This is a genomic window from Citrobacter sp. FDAARGOS_156, from assembly GCF_001559235.2.
GTDB classification, from domain to species: Bacteria; Pseudomonadota; Gammaproteobacteria; order Enterobacterales; family Enterobacteriaceae; genus Citrobacter; species Citrobacter youngae.
In genome coordinates, this window is sequence record NZ_CP014030.2 from 3,826,330 (window position 1) to 3,848,927 (window position 22,598).

Genomic DNA, 22,598 nt, shown 5'->3' on the forward strand with positions numbered 1-22,598 from the left:
AGATGATGAGCGATCGTATTTTCGCGGGTATCTGGCTGTTGCTCTGTATAGCCGGGCTGTTCGTGGCCTGGCAAATCAGCAGCGAATACAGCTATGAACCCGTTGGGCCGCGTCCCTTTCCGCTTGGCATTATTAGCTTGATGCTCTTGTGTGCCGTCGCGCTGCTGTTGCGCCACCCGGACACCATCAGTTGGCCTCGCCGCCACGTGCTGCAAAAGTTGCTCACGATGGTGATTGTGCTGCTGATGTACGCCTGGGGGTTTGAATGGTTGGGCTTTCCCATTGCCACTGCCATTCTCACCGTGGTGATTGGCATGCTGTTCGGCGCAACCATCCCGGCAGCGGGCATTTCCGGTTCGGTTCTCGGCATTCTGTTGTGGTACGCCTTCGACCGACTGCTTGACGTCACCTTACCACTCGGCGCCTGGCTGGGTTAACGGAGAAACGATGGATACCTGGATTTATCTTTCTCAGGGTTTCGCAGTGGCGATGACGCCGGAAAACCTGGTTATTGCCTTGATCGGCTGCTTTGTCGGCACCATCGTTGGGTTGCTGCCTGGCCTGGGGCCGATCAATGGCGTGGCGATCCTGCTGCCGCTGGCCTTCGCTTTGCATCTCCCTGCGGAATCTGCGCTGATCCTGTTGGCGACTGTTTATATCGGCTGCGAGTACGGCGGACGCATCTCCTCTATCCTGCTCAATGTTCCTGGCGATGCGGCAGCCATTATGACCGCCCTTGACGGCTATCCAATGGCCCAACAGGGACGCGGCGGCGTGGCGCTTTCTATCTCAGCGGTCAGTTCTTTCTTCGGTTCGCTTATCGCTATCGGCGGCATCATTCTGTTTGCCCCGGCGTTAGCACAATGGTCGCTGTCATTCGGTCCTGCAGAATACTTTGCCTTAATGGTCTTCGCCATTGCCTGTCTCGGCAGCATGATGGCGCAGAACCCACTGAAATCATTTCTGGCAGCGCTTATCGGTCTCGGACTCGCGACCGTCGGCGTAGACGCCAACACCGGGGTTTATCGCTTCACCTTTGACAGTGTTCATCTCTCCGACGGTGTGCAATTTATCGTGGTAGTGATTGGGCTGTTCTCTGTCTCAGAAATATTATTAATGCTGGAACATACCAGCAGTGGCCAAACGCTGGTACGTAAAACGGGCCGTATGCTGTTCAATGCCAAAGAAGGTATGCAGTGCGTAGGCACAACGCTGCGCTCATCGGTGATTGGCTTTTTCGTCGGCGTCCTGCCCGGCGCCGGGGCCACCATCGCCAGTGCTATCACCTACATGACCGAGAAGAAGCTCAGCGGTAACAGCGACAGCTTTGGGAAGGGGGACATTCGTGGTGTTGCCGCACCTGAGGCGGCCAACAATGCCTCGGCCTGTGGCTCGTTTATCCCAATGCTGACGCTCGGCGTACCAGGTTCGGGCACCACGGCGGTAATGATGGGTGCGCTGACGCTGTACAACATCACGCCAGGCCCGGCAATGTTCACCGAACAACCGGATATCGTCTGGGGACTGATTGCGGCGCTGCTGATTGCCAACGTGATGCTGCTGGTGATGAACATTCCGTTAATCGGTCTGTTCACCCGCATGCTGACCATTCCGCTGTGGTTCCTGGTTCCGGCCATTGCGGCGGTTTCGGCGGTCGGCGTGTATGCCGTCCACAGTACGACCTTTGATCTGGTACTGATGGTCGGTCTCGGCGTACTGGGATACATTTTGCGTAAAATGCACTTCCCGATGTCTCCGTTAATTCTCGGATTTGTGCTCGGGGAAATGCTGGAGCAGAACCTGCGTCGCGCCCTGTCCATCAGTAATGGCAGCATGGATATTCTGTGGGCCAGCGGCGTGGCGAAAGTCCTGCTGCTGATGGCGGTCATGGTTATCGTTATCCCGCCAGTGCTGCGCCTGATCCGCAAACGCAACAATAAGCCGCAGGTGGACATCGGCTAACAAATTGCCGGATGGCGGCGCTATTGCGCCCTATCCGGCCTACAATTTGGCTCGGTTGTAGGCCGGATAAGCGCAACGCCATCCGGCATTTTTATTTTCCGCGCAGCCCCAGCGTTCCTTCCAGCACATGTTCAACAAACTGCGTCAGCTTGGGCAGTGGGCGCAAATCCTGGCGCCACAACAAATGAATTGGCCGAGGCTCTGGCGTAAACCCCTCCAGCACCCGGACCAGCCGACCATTCGCGAGCTCTTCTGCCAATAAAACCTCTGGTTGTAACAGCAGCCCGGCTCCCGCTACCGCCGCCATACGCAGGCCGTGGCCATCATTACAGCGTAGAATCGCATCACGTTTCCACCTGACCTCACCCGCCACACCCGGCAGTTTCCATTCATTACGTGCCGTCCACACGGTATGCGACAAACACAGATGATCCACCAGATCCACGGGCGTTCGAGGAGTGCCGTATCGGGCAAGATAGTCCGGCGACGCACAGATGGCCATACGGTACGGACACAGATATTTCGCCACCACATCCGTCTGATGAATATCACCAATACGTATCGCCAGATCGACCCCTTCATCGACCAGATCCACCATTCGGTTAGTCAGATCTAACTCAATGCGTACCTCTGGCCAGGTTTGCAAAAAACCCGCGGCCAGCGGCGAGATAACACAGGCGCCAAAGGAGGTGGGCGCGCTGATGCGTAGCGTCCCTGCTGGTGCCAGCCGCAGACGCTCTACCGAACGTTCGGCTATCGATACCTGCTCCAGCACGCGACGGGCTTCTTCAAAATAGACGCGCCCGGCGTCGGTCAGACTCTGACGGCGTGTGTTACGTTCCAGCAGACGCGTACCGAGCTGCGCTTCCAGCAGGGCGATATATTTCCCCACCATCACCGCAGATATCTCCAGTCGCGTTGCCGCACCGGTAAAGCTTCCACTTTCCACCACCGCGATAAACGTTTCCATGCTGCGCAGCTTATCCATATTGCAAACCTCTGGTTAGTAATCATCTAACTTTTAGCCAGTTTATCTGATTTCATTTTCATTAAAGAATAGCGGCTCACACTATTGCGGAGGTGGTTATGAAAATCGTCATTATTGGTGCCAGCGGTACAGTGGGTCGTGCAGTCACAGAGACGTTGAGCCGTAAACATGAGGTTATCCGCGTGGGCCGCACGCAGGGTGATTACCAGGTCGATATCACCTCACAAGAGAGCGTACAGGCGCTATTTGAAAAAACTGGACGCGTGGATGCGATTGTTTCCGCCACCGGCAATCTGTTCTTTGGCCCGCTATCAACGATGACTGACAGTGAATTTAATCAGGGCCTGCAGGATAAGTTGTTAGGCCAGGTGCGTCTGGCCTTAACCGGGCAACATTACCTGAATGATGGCGGTTCCATTACGCTTATCAGCGGCATTATCGCCCATGAGCCCATTGCCCAGGGGGCAAATGCGGCAACGATCAATGCCGGGCTGGAAGGATTTGTGCGCGCGGCTGCCTGTGAGCTGGAACGTGGTCAGCGTATTAACCTGATAAGCCCGACCGTACTGAGTGAATCTGCTGAAGCCTACGATGGATTCTTCCCAGGCTTTGAAAGTGTGCCAGCGGCAACTGTGGCCAACGCTTACCGCCGCAGCGTGGAAGGCATTCAAACCGGACGTATTTATAAAGTGGGTTACTGTTAACCGCTTTTTCTCGCCTCTTACGTCATCAGTAAGAGGCGAGGAGTCGCATATTTCAGGCACCCGTTTCGTTTCTGATCCGCGCATTGATGTATTCCACGGCCTGCGTGACGTCCATAATGCCGTTAATCGCATTCGTCACGCCTTGCCCGATAATAATCTCTGCCTGTCGCAGGTTAAAAGACTCACCTTTACTTCCCTGAGACTCCCGTATTCCCGTCATGCCTTTTTCATTCAGTAAATTAAACCACGGGTAGAGATTGAGAACATTTTGATCGTGACATATTCCAGACCAGGCGCTGTTGCCCCCCAATAGAACCAGATGGCGCGAAATTTCATCGGAATAAAGCCAATGAAAAAACTGCTCAACCTGTTTTTTCTTCTTACTGTAGCGAGACATTCCAATAGAGCCACCGCCCAATTGTGGAAGCTGCCCCGGAACGGGAGCATAGCCGATCGTGGGGGCGATGGTCGTATGCGCAACATCGTTAAACAAATTGAGATACATAATCAGCATGGCGAGATTTCCACGCTCAAACTGTTTAACCGCATCACTCCACCACTCACCAGGGAGATTCACGGCGATAGACAACTGGTGCAGATATTCTTCGAGTGCAGCGGCAGCAAGCGAAGCATCAAGTTGTACCGGCTCGCCCTCACGCACCAATCGTCCCCCTAACGCGTAGTAACGCAGCAAGTACTCAGTGGCGATAAGTCCTGAACTGCCCAACGTCACTGCCGTGCCCATCGGGCGCTGTCTGTTTTCTGGCTGATGCAGTTGACTAAAGAAAGCGGCAATCTCATCAAATTGTGCGAAATTCTCTGGTAGCGTTAACTCTTTTCCTGTTGATTCATAAAACATCCGTTTAATCGTCGCATCTTCAAACAGATCTCGTCGATAAAACAGAAGCTGCATACTGGCATCAAAGGGAATTGCCCACGCAGTCCCATTCACCTGGCTGAAGTGCTGCTTAATTTGCTCAGAGAAGTTATCCAGCAATAACGGGAGCTCGGGGGAGACCGACTCCAGCGGCAATAATGCTTTTTCTGCAAACCAGGGAAAACACGCCATATCGATTCGCAGTAAATCGTAATAAGGGTGCAGGTGAAGATGAGAGAGAATTTCAAAAACCTCATCATACGGATAAACCGCAAGATTAACCTTAATACCGGTCTGGCGATAAAAGTGAGGTAACAGTTTCTTCAGCGCATCGGTCGAAGGGCTGGGCAAAATTAACATATTCAGCGTCGCCTCCGTCTCATGAGGCGGAGCGTATTGTCCATTCCAGGAAAAACCGCAATTCGTCAGAATACGGTGCTTCTCTTTACTTTTGGGTTGGCGAATACATGAAGCAATAGTTGTCCCCAGGCGGGCATAATCCATCTGATAGCTGGTGATTCCATCAAAAGATGCAGGAAGATTATCACTCAGTTGTACTATCGGCGGGCAGGACTGAGAACTCCCAAACCAGGACGCTTGCGTCAACGCACGCGTCTTCTCACTGTCCTGAACAATAAACAGATCGGGTATCGCCCCCCGGAAAAAGTCAAACGCGACGGTGTTAACTTCACTGGCATGCGCAGGTATAACCGTAAGCTTTGTGTGCGGACTTAACTCCCGGCATACCTTCTGTATCGCTTGAGTAAAGCGTGCGCTGTGGGCAAATTCCAGCGGTTCGCAGAAAACACCAATATGACCAGGCTGCTGCACCAGTGCCTTTCTTGCGGTTTCTTCCCCTGCGGTCACATAGTCAAGGCTAAAATAACAAACTGCACCGGCTGGCTGGCGATACGCAAAAAACACATTCTCCGGGGAGAGCCTGAGCATATCGTAATAGGGCTGGCTGTTGACCAGGCAACTCACGGTGACAATAGCCTGGTAAGACTTTGCCGCCAGTGTTTGCAAAATATCCAGTTCCAGATTGGGCAAATCATTAGTCAGGTAAAGATCAACCGGTTCGCTGAGTGAAGGTTGCCAGGCCTGGTGTAATCCCCGATAGAGTTGATAGTAACGTTCCGCATTGATGTCGGGCAGAATCAAGGCCACTCCCTGACTTTTGCTGGCTCTCAATGATTGCGCCTGCGCATTCAACTGATAGCCAACTTCTCGGGCCGCACGTTGAACCGCTTCAATCTTCTCAACGCTTACATTTCCTCTGCCATTGAGCACATTCGAGACAGTCCCATGCGACACACCGGCAATTCTTGCTATGTCTTTGATAGTTGGCATTTTTACATCCTTCCCCTGATGCTTTGATGCTAGCACGGCGCTCATCAGGAAACTATCTTCAGCAAGATAATTTGAACGTTACAATATTAAAAAGTGCATTTTATCAACACATTCTTATAACCACCTCTCAACCCCACATAGCATGAAGACATGAATCAAAAATTACAACCACATGAAATATAAAAATAAACCAATAAATTCTTGAAGAGGATCACTTCTACAACAAAAGATCGTTGTTGCCTTGAAGTCGCAGGATGATAATTGACACGTTCCAATTACATTTCATTGCATTTTCGTTCAAAAAACAACACTCTGTTTTGATCAAGAGGGAAACATGAATATTCATTTTCTGGGAACCGCGGCATCCGAAGGGATACCCAATCCTTTTTGCCGTTGTGAGCACTGTCAGCAAGCCCGTATTCGTAAAGGCAAAGACATACGCACGCACTCCTCAGCGATCATCGACGATGAACTGTTGATTGATGTCGCGCCTGAATTCACTCAGCAACTGCTGCGAGATGGCCTGGACGCAACAGAGATCAAATCGCTGCTGTTCACGCATACACATCCCGATCATTTCAACGTCGGCGATCTTTTTAGCCGAATGGAAGGGTACGGATTTGAGATTACTCATCCGTTGCACATTTTTGGTAATGACCGTGCGATTAACGGCGCGGCACAAGTGTTACCTGGCTACAGCGCAGAAAGATTTGCCTTTCATTGCCTGGTTCCCTTCGTAACCGTTGAAACCCGCGGATACCGAATCACTCCACTGCTGGCGAACCATGCCAAATGGGAGCTTTGTTATACCTGGTTTATCGAAAAAGACGGTCAGTCAATTTTCTATGGACATGATTCGGGCTGGTTCCCTGAACTCACCTGGCAATGGTTGAAAGGGAAAAAGATCGATTTAACGGTGCTGGAATGTACCTACGGTTTTAATGGTGATAACCGTACAAATAACCACATGAGTCTGGAAACTGTTTTCGCCGCCAGAGACAGGCTTGCAGAACTGGGCTGCCTTGAGAAAAATAGCCAACTCATCGTCTCGCATGTCTCACACAGCGGCGGTCTACTGCACGACGATCTCGTAGCGGCGTGCGACAAAGAGAACATTCTTGTCGCCTGGGATGGGCTTAACCTGAGCATCAACCAATAAAGGATATGCAATATGGACCTGAATAAAACACCACGCCTGCTGGTTATGATGTTCATACAATATTTCATGCAGGGCGCCTGGAATATGACCATGGGACTGGTATTAAGTACCTATGGTATGGCGACCATTATTGGCTCATCTTATGCTTTGCTTGGTCTGGCGACCATTCTTTCGCCACTCTTTATTGGCATGGTAGCCGACCGTTTCTTTTCGTCACAAAAAGTCATGGCGATCCTGCATTTAATTAATGCTGGCGTACTGTTGTTTGTTCCACAATTTATTGAGGCACAAAACACGGGTATGACGTTGACCATGATCTTCCTGGTTGGTCTGCTGTTTTATCCAACAACGGCGCTGGCTAACAGCATCAGTTTCAGCCACATTAACGGGGTGAAATACTTCCCCTTTATTCGTGTGTTCGGCACATTTGGCTTTATGGTCATCGGTTTTATTATTGGTGAAATGGGCTATTCCGGAAATACCATCACCTGGTATATTGCGTCAGCCTCCGGTGTCGTGCTCGGCCTTTACTGCTTTACGTTGCCAAACACCCCACCGAAAGCAAAAGGAAGCGTATTTACACTCCGCGATCTGTTATGTCTGGACGCTCTGGCACTCTTCAAGGACCGCAGTTTCTCGGTTTTGATGCTCAGCATTTTTGTCCTGATGATCCCCAAAACGGCTTATTCCGCCTATATCCCGGTCTTTTTAAAAGCGCTTGGATTCGATAACGCCGCGTCAATGATGCAGGTCGGCATCGCCTGTGAAGTCATTTTTATGTTCCTGCTCTCGTTTTTCTTACTGAAAGCCGGCTTCAAAATTACTCTCATGTTGGGCGCCGTTTGCTGGATCATCCGCACACTGTTGTTTGCTCATGCCTCGCTGGATGCCAACATGATGTTTGTGCTGATCGGTCTGATGTTGCAGGGATTCTGCTGGGACTTCTTCTTTACCGTGGGCGACATTTATGTTGACCGTAAAGCCGCGCCAGAGATTAAAGCCCAAGCCCAAAGTTTACGATTCATCGTCTCCAACGGCGTCGGTTTGCTGTTTGCCTCTACCGTATGCGGGCAAATCTTTAACAACACCGTGACGGAACAAGGCCCACAGGCGTTACCGCAATGGGAAACATTCTGGCTGGTTTCAGCAGGCGTTGCCGCAGTGGTCAGCGTATTCTTCCTGATATTCTTCCGGGACGATATTTCAAAACGCAAAGCAGACCTCCCATTGAAAAAAGCAAACTCCTGATCGTTAAAGACTCTTTCATTAAGGTAATTGCATGAATAATCTGGCCGCCATCATCAATGAGCAAGGATTGTTGCCTTTAACTACGATCATCAAAATCAGCATTGCATTTATTCTGGGTGGCATTATTGGCCTGGAAAGAGAATCGAAAGGGAAACCGGTCGGCTTCAAAACTTGCGTTATTTTATCCGTAGCCAGCTGTGTGTTAACTGTCGTATCAATACAATCTGCGGAATACTATGCTGAAATTTCGATGAACATCCGTAGCGATCCTATGCGCCTGGCGGCTCAGATTATCAGCGGCGTTGGTTTTCTCGGTGCGGGAGTCATTCTGCACCGACACGACGATGCTATTTCTGGTCTCACTACTGCGGCAATTGTCTGGGCATCTGCTGGGGTGGGAATCACCTGTGGAGCCGGTTTTTATTTTCATGCTTTTTTTGCCACGGCTTTATTTTTATTGGCAATCAAACTAAGCCCGTTCATTATTTTCTTACAGACTAAAAACCAGTTTCCCGGAAAAGTAAAAGTCCGGGTTATTCTTGATGAACGCGATGCACTCGAAAATCTGATAACCCGCATCCATCAGCAGAAAAACATTATTGAAAACATAACGATCAGGGATATTAAGAAGGGTAAAATTGAGGTTAATCTCAAAATCGTAATTCGTAAGAAGATGACCTTGCCCGACTTGTACCACGATCTCACCCATGTTGAACACGTCTGCGCTATCGCCCTTGAACATTAAGAGACTTTACTTTCCACTTTAAAATCAGGGGGTTTTACCCCTGAGAAAACCGTTCTATCCCCACTTCGCTTTAAATCCCTACCTTTTTCAATGTTAAATATTTGTTGTTTTTGATCACAAATAGTAAACAAACAAGCTCATTCTGTGCGCGTTTTTCAAAAATGTAGATATTTTTAATTTATGGCTACGAAACGAGCTGCGCCATATCTCCCTGACAATCTACTGAGAGGAACGATTTGATGAACGCACTGACTGCCGTAAAACCGAACGCTGAAGATCCAGCCCAGCACTACAGCGGTTTCACGCTGAAACCATCAGCCCAGTCCCCACGCCTGCTGGAGCTGACTTTTTCCGCTGAGACCACTGAGCAATTTCTGCAGGCCGTGGCGCAGTGGCCGGTACAGGCCCTGGAATACAAATCTTTCTTGCGCTTCAAAGTCGGCAAAATCCTCGATGACCTGTGCGGCAATCAGTTGCAGCCTCTGTTGCTGAAAACGTTGCTCGATCGTGCCGAAGGCGCACTGCTGATCAATGCCGTGGGCGTGGATGATGTAGCGCAGGCGGAAGAGATGGTCAAGCTGGCGACGGCGGTAGCGCATCTTATCGGACGCTCCAATTTTGATGCGATGAGCGGTCAGTACTATGCGCGCTTCGTGGTAAAAAACGTTGATAACTCAGACAGCTATCTGCGCCAGCCGCACCGTGTTATGGAGCTACACAACGACGGAACCTACCTCGAAGAGATCACCGACTATGTGCTGATGATGAAGATTGACGAGCAGAACATGACCGGCGGTAACTCGCTGCTGCTGCACCTTGACGACTGGGAACATCTGGATCAGTACTTTACCCATCCGCTGGCGCGTCGCCCCATGCGCTTTGCCGCGCCGCCAAGCAAAAACGTGAGCCAGGACGTGTTCCATCCGGTATTTGACGTTGACCAGCAGGGTCGTCCGGTGATGCGCTACATCGACCAGTTCGTCCAGCCAAAAGACTATGAAGAAGGCGTCTGGCTGAGCGACCTGTCCGACGCGCTGGAAACCAGCAAAAGTATTATTTCCGTACCGGTTTCAGTGGGTAAATTCCTGTTGATCAACAACCTGTTCTGGCTGCACGGTCGCGATCGTTTCACCTCGCACCCAGACCTGCGCCGCGAACTGATGCGCCAGCGTGGCTATTTCGCTTACGCGACAAACCACTACCAGACTCATCAGTAAGCGCGAAGGAAAAAAGCGGATGTATGATTTTGTGATTATTGGCGGCGGCATTATCGGCATGTCGACCGCCATGCAACTGATTGATGTCTATCCGGACGCCAGAATCGCGCTACTGGAAAAAGAGTCCGGCCCGGCCTGCCACCAGACGGGCCACAACAGCGGTGTCATTCATGCCGGGGTCTATTACACTCCCGGCAGCCTGAAGGCGCAGTTTTGCCTGGCCGGAAATCGCGCCACCAAAGCCTTTTGCGACCAAAACGGCATCCGCTATGACGTCTGCGGAAAGATGCTGGTCGCCACCTCAGAGCTGGAAATGGAGCGGATGCGCGCGTTATGGGATCGCACTGCCGCTAACGGTTTAGAGCGCGAGTGGTTAAACGCCAAAGAATTGCGTGAGCGTGAGCCAAACATTACCGGGCTGGGCGGGATTTTTGTTCCGTCGAGCGGGATTGTTAGCTACCGCGAAGTCACCGCCGCGATGGCGAAGATTTTCCAGGCCAAAGGTGGCGAGATTGTTTATAACGCCGAAGTCAGCGCGCTGAAAGAGCACGCTGCGGGCGTGATTGTCCATACCCGTCAGGGCCAGGAATATGAAGGCGCGACGCTGATTAGTTGTTCTGGCCTGATGGCGGACCGACTGGTGAAAATGCTCGGCGTTGAACCTGGCTTTATCATCTGTCCGTTCCGTGGCGAATATTTCCGCCTGGCGCCAGAACATAATCAGATAGTTAACCATCTGATCTACCCGATCCCCGATCCGGCGATGCCGTTTCTCGGTGTTCATCTGACCCGGATGATTGACGGCAGCGTCACGGTCGGCCCCAACGCCGTGCTGGCATTTAAACGTGAAGGCTACCGTAAGCGTGACTTCTCGCTCAGCGATACGCTGGAGATCCTCGGCTCTTCTGGTATTCGCCGCGTGCTGCAAAACAATCTGCGATCCGGGCTTGGCGAAATGAAGAACTCGCTGTGCAAAAGCGGTTATCTGCGGCTGGTACAAAAGTATTGCCCGAGTCTGACGCTTAAGGATCTGCAACCGTGGCCTGCAGGCGTGCGGGCACAGGCGGTGTCACCGGACGGCAAGCTGATTGACGATTTCCTGTTTGTCACCACGCCGCGTTCGATTCACACCTGTAACGCCCCTTCTCCGGCGGCAACATCGGCAATCCCTATTGGCGCACATATTGTCAGCAAAGTTCATGCGCTGCTGGAGAACCAGAGTAATCCCGGACGCACGCTGCGTGCGGCACGTAGCGTGGAGACATTACACGCCGCATTCACCCGTTAACCTTTTTAAGACAGGAAGCAATTATGCAACTTAACGATCCCACCTTGTTTCGCCAGCAGGCATTGATCGACGGCCACTGGCGTGACGCCAACAGCGGCGAGACCCTCGCGGTGACCAACCCCGCCAACGGTCAGAAATTAGGTAGCGTACCGAAAATGGGGGCAGATGAAACCCGCGAAGCCATTGAAGCCGCGAATCGCGCCCTGCCCGCGTGGCGGGCGCTAACCGCCAAAGAGCGGGCCAACATCCTGCGCCGCTGGTTCAACCTGATGATTGAACATCAGGACGATCTCGCCCGTCTGATGACCCTGGAACAGGGCAAACCGCTGGCGGAAGCCAAAGGCGAAATCACCTACGCCGCTTCCTTTATTGAGTGGTTTGCCGAAGAGGGCAAACGCATTTATGGCGATACGATCCCTGGCCATCAGGCCGACAAACGCCTGATCGTCATCAAGCAGCCGATCGGCGTTACCGCCGCGATTACGCCGTGGAACTTCCCGGCGGCGATGATCACCCGCAAAGCCGGTCCGGCGCTGGCGGCAGGTTGCACGATGGTGCTTAAACCCGCCAGCCAGACGCCATTCTCCGCGCTGGCGCTGGCAGAGCTGGCTAATCGCGCCGGGATCCCGGCAGGTGTTTTCAGCGTGGTGACCGGTTCTGCGAGCGCGGTCGGTAATGAGCTGACTGGCAACCCGCTGGTACGCAAGCTGTCGTTTACCGGCTCAACCGAAATTGGCCGTCAGTTAATGCAGCAGTGCGCCAAAGACATCAAAAAGGTATCGCTGGAACTGGGCGGCAATGCGCCGTTTATCGTCTTTGACGATGCCGATCTTGATAAAGCCGTGGAAGGTGCGCTGGCCTCGAAATTCCGTAATGCCGGGCAAACCTGCGTTTGTGCCAACCGCCTGTACGTGCAGGACGGCGTGTATGAGCGTTTTGCCGAAAAACTTCAGCAGGCTGTGAGCAAGCTGCACCTCGGCGATGGTCTGCAACCTGACGTCACTACCGGACCGCTGATCGACGATAAAGCGGTTGCCAAAGTGCAGGAACACATCGCCGATGCGCTGGATAAAGGCGCGCGCATTATCGCGGGCGGTAAACCTCATGCGCTCGGCGGTAACTTCTTCCAGCCCACCATTCTGGTAGATGTGCCTGACAACGCGAAGGTCGCCAAAGAAGAGACGTTCGGACCGCTGGCTCCGCTGTTTCGTTTTAAAGACGAAGCCGACGTCATCGCTCAGGCCAACGACACCGAGTTTGGTCTGGCCGCCTATTTCTACGCCCGTGATTTGAGCCGCGTCTTCCGCGTTGGCGAAGCGCTGGAGTACGGCATCGTCGGGATTAACACCGGCATTATCTCCAACGAAGTCGCCCCGTTTGGGGGAATCAAAGCCTCCGGTCTTGGCCGTGAAGGATCAAAGTACGGCATCGAAGACTACTTAGAAATCAAATATATGTGTATCGGCCTTTAATAAAATAAATACTGGAGAACACCTGATGAGCACCAACAAAGAACTCATGCAACGTCGCAGCAACGCCGTTCCCCGTGGCGTAGGCCAGATCCATCCAATTTTCGCCGAGCGTGCAGAAAACTGTCGGGTCTGGGACGTTGAAGGCCGTGAATTCCTCGATTTTGCCGGAGGTATTGCAGTGTTGAATACCGGGCACCTGCATCCGCAGATTGTCTCTGCGGTAGAAGCGCAGTTGAAAAAGCTGTCCCATACCTGTTTCCAGGTACTGGCCTATGAGCCATACCTGGAGCTGTGCGAAATCATGAACAAGAAAGTGCCGGGTGATTTCGCCAAGAAAACACTGCTGGTCACCACCGGCTCCGAAGCGGTGGAAAACGCGGTAAAAATCGCTCGCGCCGCCACCAAACGTACCGGGACCATCGCCTTTAGCGGTGCTTACCACGGCCGTACCCACTACACCCTGTCGCTGACAGGGAAAGTGAACCCATACTCTGCCGGAATGGGACTGATGCCGGGCCACGTGTATCGCGCGCTTTACCCGTGCCCGCTGCACGGCATCAGTGACGACGATGCTATCGCCAGCATTCATCGCATCTTCAAAAACGATGCCGCGCCGGAAGACGTTGCCGCCATCGTGATTGAACCCGTTCAGGGCGAGGGGGGTTTTTACGCCGCCTCGCCGGCCTTTATGCAGCGCCTGCGCGCCATTTGTGACGAACACGGGATCATGCTGATTGCCGATGAAGTACAGAGCGGCGCGGGTCGTACCGGTACGTTGTTTGCCATGGAGCAGATGGGCGTTGCGCCCGATCTCACCACCTTCGCTAAATCCATCGCCGGAGGCTTCCCGCTCGCAGGTGTGACCGGACGCGCCGACGTCATGGACGCTATTCCACCGGGTGGTCTGGGCGGTACCTATGCCGGTAACCCGATTGCCTGTGCCGCCGCGCTGGCGGTACTGAACATTTTCGAGCAGGAAAATCTGCTGCAAAAAGCCAACGATCTGGGGAAAACCCTGCGTGAAGGCCTGCTGGCTATCGCGGAAACCCACCGCGAGATTGGCGACGTACGCGGGCTGGGGGCGATGATTGCTATCGAACTGTTCGAAGATGGCGACCACACGAAACCAGACGCTAAACTGACCGCCGAAATTGTCGCGCGTGCGCGAGATAAAGGGCTGATCCTGCTCTCCTGCGGGCCTTACTACAACGTGCTGCGCATCCTTGTCCCGTTGACCATTGAAGATGCGCAAATCCGCCAGGGGCTGGACATTATCGCCCAGTGTTTTGCCGAGGCAAAACAGGGTTAAACCCGTATCAAAACGGGGAGTTTTAAGCCGGATAAGGCGGAGCCGCCATCCGGCAAACAGGGTCAATAACAATAATACGCGTGCCCCGGCGCGGGAATGCCGGGGTGCTCTCCCAAGTGAAATACTTTCGAGAGGTTTAAAGATGGGGCAACTGTCACAATCACATGATTTAGGGGGCGGGCTGAAATCACGCCACGTCACCATGCTGTCTATTGCCGGGGTAATCGGCGCAAGTCTGTTTGTCGGTTCAAGCGTGGCGATAGCAGAAGCCGGTCCCGCAGTATTATTAGCCTATCTGTTCGCCGGATTGCTGGTGGTGATGATTATGCGCATGTTGGCCGAAATGGCCGTCGCCACACCGGATACCGGTTCTTTTTCCACCTACGCCGATAAGGCCATCGGCCCTTGGGCGGGTTACACCATCGGCTGGTTGTACTGGTGGTTCTGGGTGTTGGTTATCCCACTGGAAGCGAATATCGCCGCCATCATTCTGCACTCCTGGGTGCCTGGCATCCCCATCTGGCTGTTTTCTTTGGTTATCACGCTGGCATTAACCGGCAGTAATTTGCTGAGCGTCAAAAATTACGGTGAGTTCGAGTTCTGGCTGGCGCTGTGCAAAGTGGTTGCCATTCTGGCGTTTATTACCCTCGGCGCAGCGGCGATTAGCGGCTTCTATCCCTACGCTGAGGTCAGCGGGGTTTCGCGCCTGTGGGATCAGGGCGGCTTTATGCCCAACGGTTTTGGCGCCGTGATCAGCGCAATGTTAATCACCATGTTCTCCTTTATGGGCGCAGAGATAGTTACGATCGCCGCCGCCGAATCCGATACCCCGGATAAACATATCGTTCGCGCCACCAACTCGGTTATCTGGCGTATCTCCATCTTCTATCTGTGCTCTATTTTTGTGGTGGTGGCACTGATCCCGTGGAACATGCCGGGACTGAAAGAAGTCGGTTCTTACCGCTCGGTACTGGAGTTACTGCATATTCCGCACGCGAAACTGATCATGGATTGCGTCATTTTGCTGTCGGTGACTAGCTGTCTCAACTCCGCGCTGTATACATCATCACGCATGCTCTACTCCCTGAGCCGTCGTGGCGATGCCCCCGCCTTTATGGGTAAAACAAACCGCAGCAAAACGCCGTATGTGGCGGTGTTGCTGTCTACCGGGGCGGCATTCCTCACCGTCATCGTCAACTATTACGCCCCGGCCAAGGTGTTTAAATTCCTGATCGACAGTTCCGGTGCCATCGCACTGCTGGTCTATCTGGTCATTGCCGTTTCTCAACTGCGGATGCGCAAAATCCTGCTGGCGCGAGGCGGCGAAATTAAACTGAAAATGTGGCTCTATCCGTGGCTTACCTGGCTGGTCATCGCGTTTATTATCTTTGTGCTGGTGGTCATGCTGTTTCGCCCGGCACAACAGCTGGAAGTTATCTCTACCGGATTATTAGCCATAGGCATTATTTGCACCGTGCCCATTATGTCACGCTGGAAAAAACTGCTATCTTGGCAAAAAGTACCATTGCAAAATACGCATTAAACCTGTTCCCGGCGCAGGCCGGGAAATCCTTTCAGGAGTATGACCATGACCGCCATTCCCCAACCGACGGCCATTGATGGATACCGCTGGCTGAAGAACGACATCATCCGCGGTGTGTATCAGCCTGATGAAAAACTGCGTATGAGCCTGCTGACCTCGCGTTATGATCTTGGCGTTGGGCCACTGCGCGAAGCGCTTTCGCAGTTAGTTGCCGAGCGGTTGGTGACGGTGGTGAATCAGAAAGGGTATCGTGTCGCCCCGATGTCAGAGCAGGAGTTGCTCGATATTTTCGATGCCCGCGCCAATATGGAAGCCATGCTGGTCGCGCTGGCCATTGAACGCGGCGACGACGCCTGGGAGGCTGAAATTCTGGCGCGCGCGCATATGCTTAGTAAGCTTGAAGCCATTGATGCCAGCGAACAGATGCTCGACGAGTGGGATCAGCGCCATCAGGCGTTTCACTCGGCGATTGTCGCCGGTTGCGGTTCACAATATCTGCTGCAAATGCGCGAACGACTGTTCGATTTGGCGGCGCGCTACCGGTTTATCTGGCTGCGAAAAACGGTGCTGTCGGTGGAGATGCTGGAAGACAAACACGATCAGCACCAAACACTGACCGAAGCTATTCTGGCACGCGATGCCGCGCGCGCCAGCGAATTAATGCGCCAGCACCTGCTGACGCCGATTCCGATTATTCAACAGGCGATGTCCGGTAAATTGCTGACGGAATAAGCCTGAATAATATTACTGCTCCGGAATACGTAAAACCTGCCCGGGATAAATTTTATCCGGGCTTTTCAGCATCGGTTTATTGGCTTCAAATATTTGATTATACAAATTGGCGTTACCGTAAACCTGTTTGGCAATCGCGCTCAGGGTATCCCCTGATTTCACGGTATAAAACTGGCTTTCGCTCGCGGGCGCAGAGGTTTTAACCTGATCATCGACGCTGGCGATACCAGAGATATTACCAATCGCAATCAGGATTTTTTCTTTCGCTTCCTGACTTAATCCATCACCAGAAACGGTGGCTTTGCCTTCGTTAATTTGGACGTCCACTTTATCCGCATCCGGAATACCGGTTTTATTCAGATGTTCCTGCACTTTTTTTGCCAGATCGGCTGTGTCATGATTTCCAGTGACCGCATCCCACAGTTTTTCACCCGCATCTTTTACAAAATTGAAGAGTCCCATATCCACCTCGGTAATTAACAATCAACCCCAAAAGTGTAGCAGAGGAGAACGAGGCGCAAAGAAAACGGCGCCAAAGCGCCGCTGTAGAAGGGGAATTAGTTACGCGTCTGTATCCAGAAGGCGTGGATCAGACCTGGGATGTAGCCCAGCAGCGTCAGAACGATATTGAGGATAAATGCCCAACCGAATCCTTTACCCAGCAACACGCCGAGCGGAGGCAAAATAATAGTAAAAACGATTCTCCAGAAACCCATACACACTCCCTACAAGCAAAAAATTAATCATTGTTTAAAAAGAGATTTTATCTCTAAGAGTAGCCATTCTACCCAACTCCGCCAGCATTCCGCGGCTGTTTTACCCTCCTTTACGCTCTTTACGCTGGCGTACGTTGGTTATTTATTTTAGAATATACTTAATTTAGATTATGCTTAAATACATATGACTGAACTTGAACAACTCCAGGCCAGTGCTGAACAGGCTGCCACCCTGCTAAAAGCGATGAGTAACCCTAAACGGTTGCTGATTTTGTGCATGCTCTGCGGTTCACCCGGTACCAGCGCAGGCGAGTTAGCCCGTATTACCGGCCTTAGCCCTTCCGCCACTTCCCAGCATCTGGCGCGTATGCGTGAAGAAGGACTGATAGACAGCCAGCGCGATGCCCAGCGCATCCTGTACTCCATCAAAAATACGGCCGTGAATTCGCTGATCGCTACATTAAAAACACTGTATTGCCCATAAGGAGCCATCATGACTATTGGGACGATTTCCCCGCGCGAGGCGCAGACACTGGTCGCACAGGGTGCAAAACTGATTGATATCCGCGACGCTGACGAGTATCTGCACGAGCATATTCCTGAGGCTCATCTGGCACCGTTTCCCGCGCTTGAGCAGGGATCGCTGCCTGCGAATTTACGCGCCGAGCAGGTGATTTTTCACTGCCAGTCAGGCAAACGTACACAAAATGCGGCAACAAAACTGAGCGCCATTGCTGCGCCTGCGCAGGTCTGGCTGCTGGAAGGTGGAATTGACGGCTGGAAAGCCGCAGGGTTGCCGGTGGCGAAAGACAGTTCACAACCGTTACCGCTGATGCGTCAGGTGCAGATAGCCGCAGGTAGCCTTGCCTTGCTTGGCGTCATTCTCGGTTACGCCGTTAACAGCGGCTTCTTCTTACTCAGCGGTTTTGTCGGTGCGGGGCTGGTACTTGCGGGTGTAACTGGCTTCTGCGGTATGGCGCGTCTGCTGGACAAAATGCCCTGGAACCGACGTACTCATTAAGCAGTAATCATTGAAACAGCACTGTACCCGCCGGTTGACGTGATCTATGGTGAGTTCTGCGATAAATGATAAATAAAGGAGCGCAACAATATGTTTAAACCTGGCGATCTGGTTCAACCGCGTATGGGCGGTCCAAAACTGAAGGTTGTTGAAGTCAATGACGATCAAATTGTGGCGGTACAAGCCAGCAATGAAAGTGGCGAAAAATACACCCTAAAAGTTGCTGATGTCACGCGATATTCTGAAGAAGGCGATTTCGGCGTCTGCTGAAAATAAGCGGTGAGGTTCCCCTCACCGCATTGATATTAGATCAAAAAATCATCGAGAGATTTACCGGCAGCCAGCGCCTGTGCAATCGGCTTTGGCGTGCGGCCTTGTCCTGTCCATGTTTTTGTTTCACCATTAGTATCCGTAAAACGATATTTCGCCGGACGCGGCTGACGTTTCTTAACCGAACGCGATGTTGCCGCCGACATGCTCAACAGTTCTTCAGGATCAATCCCATCAGCTCTCATCATCGCCAGCAGTGTATTAATTTTTTCCTGCTGTTCTGCACGTTGGCGCTGCAGCAGTTCTTCTTCGTCACGTCGTTCTTTGGTGACTACCCGAAGTTTTTCCAGCATATCGTCCAGAACCTCGACGGATAATTCACGCGCCATGACCCGTAGCGATCTAATATTATTTAAGTTTTTTAACATTGAACTCATATTAATAAAACCTCTTTAACGCAAAAACAGAAATCGGTATTACGAAGCAAATTGTATGCGAGTATTTTTTCTTTTTCCAGTCTCTTTTTTGTCGCAAGATATTAAAACGACAATCGCTATTATTATTTATCTTGTCATACGGTGATCTTTAGTCAGCGATATTTTATATTCGGCCAGCAACCAGAATAAATAGACTTGGGATATCTCGCTGCCGCACCAGATAAACCAATACAGGCATCGCGCAGGCGTTGCGGTAGATATGCGCAATATTCGTCAACATTCAAAAAGGAGCGCAAAAAGTTCAGAAAAACAAGTCAAAACAACTTATTGATTTTTAATGGTTTTAATTTTCATGACAACGAAAATACCAAAACGAACAAAAAACAAACCACTGCAGAGCATTTTATCGACAAAAAGGCAATAAATAAAAATTTTAAGCTAGTTGATAGTTATTATCCAGGCAGATATCCTACTCGAACGCGAAAGCAGCAAGACAAATCACTAGCAAGAAGGTATTGAAAACCTTTTTCCCCCTTTTTACAAGGAGCATTAACATGTTCTCTCCGCAGTCACGCTTGCGTCATGCAGTAGCAGACACGTTCGCGATGGTTGTTTATTGTTCTGTCGTGAACATGTTGATCGAGATATTCCTTTCAGGAATGAGTTTCGAACAGTCACTGTACTCCAGACTGGTCGCTATCCCCGTCAACATCCTGATCGCCTGGCCATACGGTATGTACCGCGATTTGTTTATGCGCGCGGCACGCAAAGCCACGCAGGCAGGATGGGGGAAAAACCTGGCGGATGTGCTGGCCTATGTCACGTTCCAGTCACCGGTATATGTGATTATTCTGCTGACGGTTGGCGCAGACTGGCACCAGATCACAGCTGCGGTAAGCTCCAACATCGTGGTCTCAATGCTGATGGGTGCAGTGTATGGCTACTTCCTTGATTATTGCCGCCGCCTGTTTAAGGTCAGCAGCTACCACCAGGCTAAAGCGTAAAAAACATCTCATCGCGACTGGCACTGCCAGTCGCGTTATCAGTTTGAACTCACGTCGCCAAACAACCCACTCAGATAACGTTCCAGCGCGATACGCGAGCTAAAGCCGTGTGGAATACCATAATGCTCGTGTGTCTCACCGGCTAAATACAGTGGGAATTGCTGATAGTGATCGCAGGTTTTAATATCCGTCGCGGGTTCTGCCAGCGAAGAGCTGCGCTCTTTTAGCGTGGGATGGATAATTAATGCGGTACGTCCCATACGAGCTTCACGGTTAACGTATACATAATTCTCACCACGTCGATAACCGTATGTTTTCTGTGTGACTACATCAACGGTAAAGCCCACTTTTTCAAGTACGCGCGCCACCTCATCAGGTCGTAAATACATATTATTTTCCTCGTTATCTTTTACTGCGGGCTTACCTTACCTGATTCAGCATTAGCAACGCTTTCAGAAAAGTCCATAAACGAGTGAACACGATGGGACGAATATCTTAAGAACCGTATATACCCTAAATAATTCGAGTTGCAGGAAGGCGGCAAGAGAGCGAATCCCCAGGAGCTTACTAAAGTAAGTGACTGGGGTGAACGAACGCAGCCAACGCACATGCAACTTGAAGTATGACGGGTATAGATTTATGTCAGCGCCATCCGCAGTTGGTACGCCGCCTGTTGCGCCATCTCCGCCGAGCTGATATTGGTAAATGACAGCAATATTCCCCCCTTTCCTTCTGACGTTATTCGCCAGCGGCTTAACGCCTGAACGGCTAACCCGGCCTGATTCGCTTTGCACACTAGCGCAACATCATCGCCGTCTACGGTCATCACCAGTTGGATCCCCCCTTCCTGAGGAATGACATTAAATCCTTGTTCGGTCAGGGCGTTTTCCATCCATTGACGCCGCTCGGCATAATGCTGGCGCATGCGTTTTAAGTGCCGCCAGAAATGACCGTCTTGCATAAAATCTGCCAGCGTTTGCTGCCATAAAACCGGAACGCTACAGGCCGTTAGCGACGCCTGCTGGCGAAAACGTTCAACCTGGGTCAGGGGTACCACCAGCCATGCCGTGCGCAACGCCGGAAACATCGATTTGCTGAACGTGCCGGCATAAATCACCCGCTGGGGCGCATCCAGACTTTTAAGCGGCGGCAACGGTTTACCGTGGTAGCGAAATTCACTGTCGTAATCATCTTCAATAATCCACGCCTGTTCGCGAGTCGCCCACTCCAGCAACCGATGACGGCGATCTAATGACAGAGCCACGCCCAGCGGACTTTGGTGTGCGGGGGTGAGCATGACAAAACGCGCCTGTGGAAAGTCGCGGATCCCGGCGCAGACATCCAGACCATCGGCATCAACCGCCACCGGCATCAGCTCAATGCGTTCCTGAGCCACCACGGGCCGAATCAACGGAAAGCCGGGATCTTCGACCCACATTCCCTCACCGGGTTGAGACAGGGCGCGCAGAATTAACGTCACTGATGCCGCGTAGCCTGACGTAATAAAAATCTGCTCCGGCTGGCACTCAATGCTGCGTGAAACGCGCAGGTAATCCACAATCGCCTGACGTAACGCGCGTTCGCCGCAAACATCTCCCACCGCAAGGTCAAAACGCGTTTGGGTGCGTAAACGCCGTCCCATCACCCGCGCCCAGACGTCACGCGGGAAGAGATCGAGTGCGGGTAATCCCATTTGAAAAGGGTGCGGTCTGGGGTTTTCTCCGGCGAAGATCGCGGGAGACGCAGGCGCCCTTTCGGGTCGCAGTTGCTCACTGACAAATGTTCCGGCCTGCCCACGCCGCGCGAGCCAGCCCTGCGCCACCAGCTCGGCGTAGGCATTTTCCACCGTCGAGCGTGACACACCCAATTCCTGGGCCCAGGTCCGACTTGATGGCAATCGGGTTCCGGGTTTGAGTTCACCTTTCTCAATTGCGTTTTTTAACTGACGGGCGATGTGCTGATAACGCGGCATTTATGGTCTGCTTTTTTGGCAACAATATGGCTCTCTATAGCAGTCCATTATAGTGCTACATTGCGGGTCATCCAAACGAGGAGAAATACTATGACCATGTTACGCCAGCCCTATTATGAACTCAGCCCTGAAGTCTATAACGCTCTGGTTCAGGCAAGCAAAGCGCTGGAGAACTGCGCGCTGGAAGCCACGCTGACGGAACTGATTTACCTGCGGGTCTCGCAAATCAACGGCTGCGCCTTTTGTCTGGAAATGCACAGTAAAGCGCTGCGCAAATCCGGTGTTGCGCAGGCCAAACTGGATGCGCTGGCAGGCTGGCGGGTGAGTCACCACTTCAGCGAGCAGGAACGTGCGGCGCTGGCGTGGGCCGAATCCGTCACCGATATCGCCAGCACCCATGCCGAAGATGATGTTTATCTGCCGCTGCTCGACCATTTTAGCGCGAAAGAAATTAGCGACCTGACGTTTGCCATTAGCCTGATGAACTGCTTTAACCGTCTGGCGGTGGGAATGCGTATGTAATTTTGCGCTGCCGGATGACGGCATTAATGCCTTCTCCGGCCTGGGATGCGCTCTCCTGTTGC

General features: G+C 52.1%; 25 protein-coding genes. 18 read left to right on the plus strand and 7 right to left on the minus strand.

Annotated elements, in window-relative coordinates; translation table 11 throughout:
- The first annotated feature begins 2 nt into the window (after positions 1-2).
- Together AL515_RS18790 and AL515_RS18795 are read left to right on the plus strand one after the other, a co-directional pair.
- On the plus strand, positions 3-437 hold the full coding sequence (locus tag AL515_RS18790) for a tripartite tricarboxylate transporter TctB family protein (RefSeq protein WP_105242189.1): 435 nt from the start codon (positions 3-5) through the stop codon (positions 435-437).
- A gap of 10 nt (positions 438-447) precedes the next feature.
- Positions 448-1,962 (plus strand): tripartite tricarboxylate transporter permease, encoded by a 1,515-nt coding sequence (locus AL515_RS18795; RefSeq protein WP_061068422.1) that lies wholly within the window; start codon positions 448-450, stop codon positions 1,960-1,962.
- A 91-nt stretch (positions 1,963-2,053) separates the two neighbouring features.
- Here the strand turns inward: AL515_RS18795 and AL515_RS18800 are convergent, their stop codons facing one another.
- Positions 2,054-2,950: a LysR family transcriptional regulator gene (locus AL515_RS18800; RefSeq protein ID WP_048212985.1), complete on the minus strand. Its 897-nt coding sequence runs from the start codon at positions 2,948-2,950 to the stop codon at positions 2,054-2,056.
- Positions 2,951-3,048: 98 nt separating this feature from the next.
- On the opposite strand from AL515_RS18800, the gene AL515_RS18805 reads away from it, so the two are divergent.
- Complete coding sequence (locus tag AL515_RS18805; RefSeq protein ID WP_061068423.1) at positions 3,049-3,654, plus strand: short chain dehydrogenase; 606 nt, start codon at positions 3,049-3,051, stop codon at positions 3,652-3,654.
- 52 nt (positions 3,655-3,706) lie between these two features.
- Here AL515_RS18805 and AL515_RS18810 read toward each other — a convergent pair whose 3' ends face one another.
- Positions 3,707-5,881 (minus strand): extracellular solute-binding protein, encoded by a 2,175-nt coding sequence (locus AL515_RS18810; RefSeq protein ID WP_061068424.1) that lies wholly within the window; start codon positions 5,879-5,881, stop codon positions 3,707-3,709.
- Positions 5,882-6,215: 334 nt separating this feature from the next.
- Here AL515_RS18810 and AL515_RS18815 point away from each other — a divergent pair, with 334 nt between their 5' ends.
- The 9 genes from AL515_RS18815 (at position 6,216) to csiR (ending at position 16,594) form a co-directional block, all read left to right on the plus strand.
- On the plus strand, positions 6,216-7,040 hold the full coding sequence (locus tag AL515_RS18815; RefSeq protein ID WP_049002292.1) for an MBL fold metallo-hydrolase: 825 nt from the start codon (positions 6,216-6,218) through the stop codon (positions 7,038-7,040).
- Between the two features lie 12 nt (positions 7,041-7,052).
- The gene (locus tag AL515_RS18820; RefSeq protein ID WP_061068425.1) at positions 7,053-8,288 is read left to right on the plus strand and encodes an MFS transporter; all 1,236 of its coding nucleotides are present in this window, start codon (positions 7,053-7,055) and stop codon (positions 8,286-8,288) included.
- A 31-nt stretch (positions 8,289-8,319) separates the two neighbouring features.
- Entirely contained in the window at positions 8,320-9,033 is a 714-nt protein-coding gene (locus AL515_RS18825) for an MgtC/SapB family protein (RefSeq protein WP_003037218.1), read from the plus strand.
- Positions 9,034-9,272: 239 nt separating this feature from the next.
- Complete coding sequence (gene glaH, locus AL515_RS18830) at positions 9,273-10,250, plus strand: glutarate dioxygenase GlaH (RefSeq protein WP_048212987.1); 978 nt, start codon at positions 9,273-9,275, stop codon at positions 10,248-10,250.
- Positions 10,251-10,269: 19 nt separating this feature from the next.
- Positions 10,270-11,538 (plus strand): L-2-hydroxyglutarate oxidase, encoded by a 1,269-nt coding sequence (gene lhgO, locus AL515_RS18835; RefSeq protein WP_061068426.1) that lies wholly within the window; start codon positions 10,270-10,272, stop codon positions 11,536-11,538.
- A 23-nt stretch (positions 11,539-11,561) separates the two neighbouring features.
- A complete protein-coding gene (gabD, locus tag AL515_RS18840) occupies positions 11,562-13,010 on the plus strand; it encodes an NADP-dependent succinate-semialdehyde dehydrogenase (RefSeq protein ID WP_061068427.1) in 1,449 nt (482 codons plus the stop codon).
- 25 nt (positions 13,011-13,035) lie between these two features.
- The gene (gene gabT / locus AL515_RS18845; protein WP_061068428.1) at positions 13,036-14,319 is read left to right on the plus strand and encodes a 4-aminobutyrate--2-oxoglutarate transaminase; all 1,284 of its coding nucleotides are present in this window, start codon (positions 13,036-13,038) and stop codon (positions 14,317-14,319) included.
- Between the two features lie 142 nt (positions 14,320-14,461).
- The gene (gene gabP, locus AL515_RS18850; protein WP_061068429.1) at positions 14,462-15,862 is read left to right on the plus strand and encodes a GABA permease; all 1,401 of its coding nucleotides are present in this window, start codon (positions 14,462-14,464) and stop codon (positions 15,860-15,862) included.
- Positions 15,863-15,907: 45 nt separating this feature from the next.
- Positions 15,908-16,594, plus strand: a complete 687-nt coding sequence (gene csiR / locus AL515_RS18855; protein WP_016150866.1) for a DNA-binding transcriptional regulator CsiR — start codon at positions 15,908-15,910, stop codon at positions 16,592-16,594.
- Positions 16,595-16,606: 12 nt separating this feature from the next.
- Here the strand turns inward: csiR and lysM are convergent, their stop codons facing one another.
- Positions 16,607-17,056 carry a peptidoglycan-binding protein LysM gene (gene lysM, locus AL515_RS18860; RefSeq protein ID WP_003037241.1) on the minus strand — a complete coding sequence of 150 codons (450 nt, stop codon included), beginning with the start codon at positions 17,054-17,056 and terminating at the stop codon, positions 16,607-16,609.
- A gap of 95 nt (positions 17,057-17,151) precedes the next feature.
- A complete protein-coding gene (locus AL515_RS18865) occupies positions 17,152-17,310 on the minus strand; it encodes a YqaE/Pmp3 family membrane protein (protein ID WP_003037242.1) in 159 nt (52 codons plus the stop codon).
- Positions 17,311-17,494: 184 nt separating this feature from the next.
- Between AL515_RS18865 and AL515_RS18870 the strand changes: the two genes are divergently transcribed.
- From AL515_RS18870 to AL515_RS18880, 3 genes are all read left to right on the plus strand, one after another.
- The gene (locus AL515_RS18870; RefSeq protein ID WP_061068430.1) at positions 17,495-17,794 is read left to right on the plus strand and encodes an ArsR/SmtB family transcription factor; all 300 of its coding nucleotides are present in this window, start codon (positions 17,495-17,497) and stop codon (positions 17,792-17,794) included.
- Positions 17,795-17,803: 9 nt separating this feature from the next.
- Positions 17,804-18,331: a rhodanese family protein gene (locus AL515_RS18875; protein WP_061068431.1), complete on the plus strand. Its 528-nt coding sequence runs from the start codon at positions 17,804-17,806 to the stop codon at positions 18,329-18,331.
- A 90-nt stretch (positions 18,332-18,421) separates the two neighbouring features.
- A complete protein-coding gene (locus AL515_RS18880; RefSeq protein ID WP_048212995.1) occupies positions 18,422-18,601 on the plus strand; it encodes a hypothetical protein in 180 nt (59 codons plus the stop codon).
- A gap of 35 nt (positions 18,602-18,636) precedes the next feature.
- Here AL515_RS18880 and stpA read toward each other — a convergent pair whose 3' ends face one another.
- Positions 18,637-19,038 carry a DNA-binding protein StpA gene (gene stpA / locus AL515_RS18885; RefSeq protein ID WP_048212996.1) on the minus strand — a complete coding sequence of 134 codons (402 nt, stop codon included), beginning with the start codon at positions 19,036-19,038 and terminating at the stop codon, positions 18,637-18,639.
- 195 nt (positions 19,039-19,233) lie between these two features.
- Here stpA and AL515_RS23870 point away from each other — a divergent pair, with 195 nt between their 5' ends.
- Both AL515_RS23870 and alaE read left to right on the plus strand, forming a co-directional pair.
- Complete coding sequence (locus tag AL515_RS23870; RefSeq protein ID WP_225807918.1) at positions 19,234-19,557, plus strand: hypothetical protein; 324 nt, start codon at positions 19,234-19,236, stop codon at positions 19,555-19,557.
- Positions 19,558-19,592: 35 nt separating this feature from the next.
- Complete coding sequence (gene alaE, locus AL515_RS18890; RefSeq protein ID WP_016154144.1) at positions 19,593-20,042, plus strand: L-alanine exporter AlaE; 450 nt, start codon at positions 19,593-19,595, stop codon at positions 20,040-20,042.
- Positions 20,043-20,080: 38 nt separating this feature from the next.
- On the opposite strand, the gene AL515_RS18895 is transcribed toward alaE, so the two are convergent.
- Entirely contained in the window at positions 20,081-20,431 is a 351-nt protein-coding gene (locus AL515_RS18895) for a DUF2002 family protein (protein ID WP_061068432.1), read from the minus strand.
- Between the two features lie 248 nt (positions 20,432-20,679).
- A complete protein-coding gene (pdxR, locus tag AL515_RS18900) occupies positions 20,680-22,014 on the minus strand; it encodes a MocR-like pyridoxine biosynthesis transcription factor PdxR (protein WP_061068433.1) in 1,335 nt (444 codons plus the stop codon).
- A 90-nt stretch (positions 22,015-22,104) separates the two neighbouring features.
- Between pdxR and AL515_RS18905 the strand changes: the two genes are divergently transcribed.
- Positions 22,105-22,536, plus strand: coding sequence for a carboxymuconolactone decarboxylase family protein (locus tag AL515_RS18905; protein WP_061068434.1), 432 nt, complete (start codon positions 22,105-22,107; stop codon positions 22,534-22,536).
- The last annotated feature ends 62 nt before the right edge of the window (positions 22,537-22,598 follow it).

Coding starts and splice junctions, on each gene's coding strand:
- AL515_RS18790 (WP_105242189.1), top strand. CDS start 3: ATGATGAGCGATCGTATTTTCGCGGGTATCTGGCTGTTGCTCTGTATA.
- AL515_RS18795 (WP_061068422.1), top strand. CDS start 448: ATGGATACCTGGATTTATCTTTCTCAGGGTTTCGCAGTGGCGATGACG.
- AL515_RS18800 (WP_048212985.1), bottom strand. CDS start 2,950: ATGGATAAGCTGCGCAGCATGGAAACGTTTATCGCGGTGGTGGAAAGT.
- AL515_RS18805 (WP_061068423.1), top strand. CDS start 3,049: ATGAAAATCGTCATTATTGGTGCCAGCGGTACAGTGGGTCGTGCAGTC.
- AL515_RS18810 (WP_061068424.1), bottom strand. CDS start 5,881: ATGCCAACTATCAAAGACATAGCAAGAATTGCCGGTGTGTCGCATGGG.
- AL515_RS18815 (WP_049002292.1), top strand. CDS start 6,216: ATGAATATTCATTTTCTGGGAACCGCGGCATCCGAAGGGATACCCAAT.
- AL515_RS18820 (WP_061068425.1), top strand. CDS start 7,053: ATGGACCTGAATAAAACACCACGCCTGCTGGTTATGATGTTCATACAA.
- AL515_RS18825 (WP_003037218.1), top strand. CDS start 8,320: ATGAATAATCTGGCCGCCATCATCAATGAGCAAGGATTGTTGCCTTTA.
- glaH (WP_048212987.1), top strand. CDS start 9,273: ATGAACGCACTGACTGCCGTAAAACCGAACGCTGAAGATCCAGCCCAG.
- lhgO (WP_061068426.1), top strand. CDS start 10,270: ATGTATGATTTTGTGATTATTGGCGGCGGCATTATCGGCATGTCGACC.
- gabD (WP_061068427.1), top strand. CDS start 11,562: ATGCAACTTAACGATCCCACCTTGTTTCGCCAGCAGGCATTGATCGAC.
- gabT (WP_061068428.1), top strand. CDS start 13,036: ATGAGCACCAACAAAGAACTCATGCAACGTCGCAGCAACGCCGTTCCC.
- gabP (WP_061068429.1), top strand. CDS start 14,462: ATGGGGCAACTGTCACAATCACATGATTTAGGGGGCGGGCTGAAATCA.
- csiR (WP_016150866.1), top strand. CDS start 15,908: ATGACCGCCATTCCCCAACCGACGGCCATTGATGGATACCGCTGGCTG.
- lysM (WP_003037241.1), bottom strand. CDS start 17,056: ATGGGACTCTTCAATTTTGTAAAAGATGCGGGTGAAAAACTGTGGGAT.
- AL515_RS18865 (WP_003037242.1), bottom strand. CDS start 17,310: ATGGGTTTCTGGAGAATCGTTTTTACTATTATTTTGCCTCCGCTCGGC.
- AL515_RS18870 (WP_061068430.1), top strand. CDS start 17,495: ATGACTGAACTTGAACAACTCCAGGCCAGTGCTGAACAGGCTGCCACC.
- AL515_RS18875 (WP_061068431.1), top strand. CDS start 17,804: ATGACTATTGGGACGATTTCCCCGCGCGAGGCGCAGACACTGGTCGCA.
- AL515_RS18880 (WP_048212995.1), top strand. CDS start 18,422: ATGTTTAAACCTGGCGATCTGGTTCAACCGCGTATGGGCGGTCCAAAA.
- stpA (WP_048212996.1), bottom strand. CDS start 19,038: ATGAGTTCAATGTTAAAAAACTTAAATAATATTAGATCGCTACGGGTC.
- alaE (WP_016154144.1), top strand. CDS start 19,593: ATGTTCTCTCCGCAGTCACGCTTGCGTCATGCAGTAGCAGACACGTTC.
- AL515_RS18895 (WP_061068432.1), bottom strand. CDS start 20,431: ATGTATTTACGACCTGATGAGGTGGCGCGCGTACTTGAAAAAGTGGGC.
- pdxR (WP_061068433.1), bottom strand. CDS start 22,014: ATGCCGCGTTATCAGCACATCGCCCGTCAGTTAAAAAACGCAATTGAG.
- AL515_RS18905 (WP_061068434.1), top strand. CDS start 22,105: ATGACCATGTTACGCCAGCCCTATTATGAACTCAGCCCTGAAGTCTAT.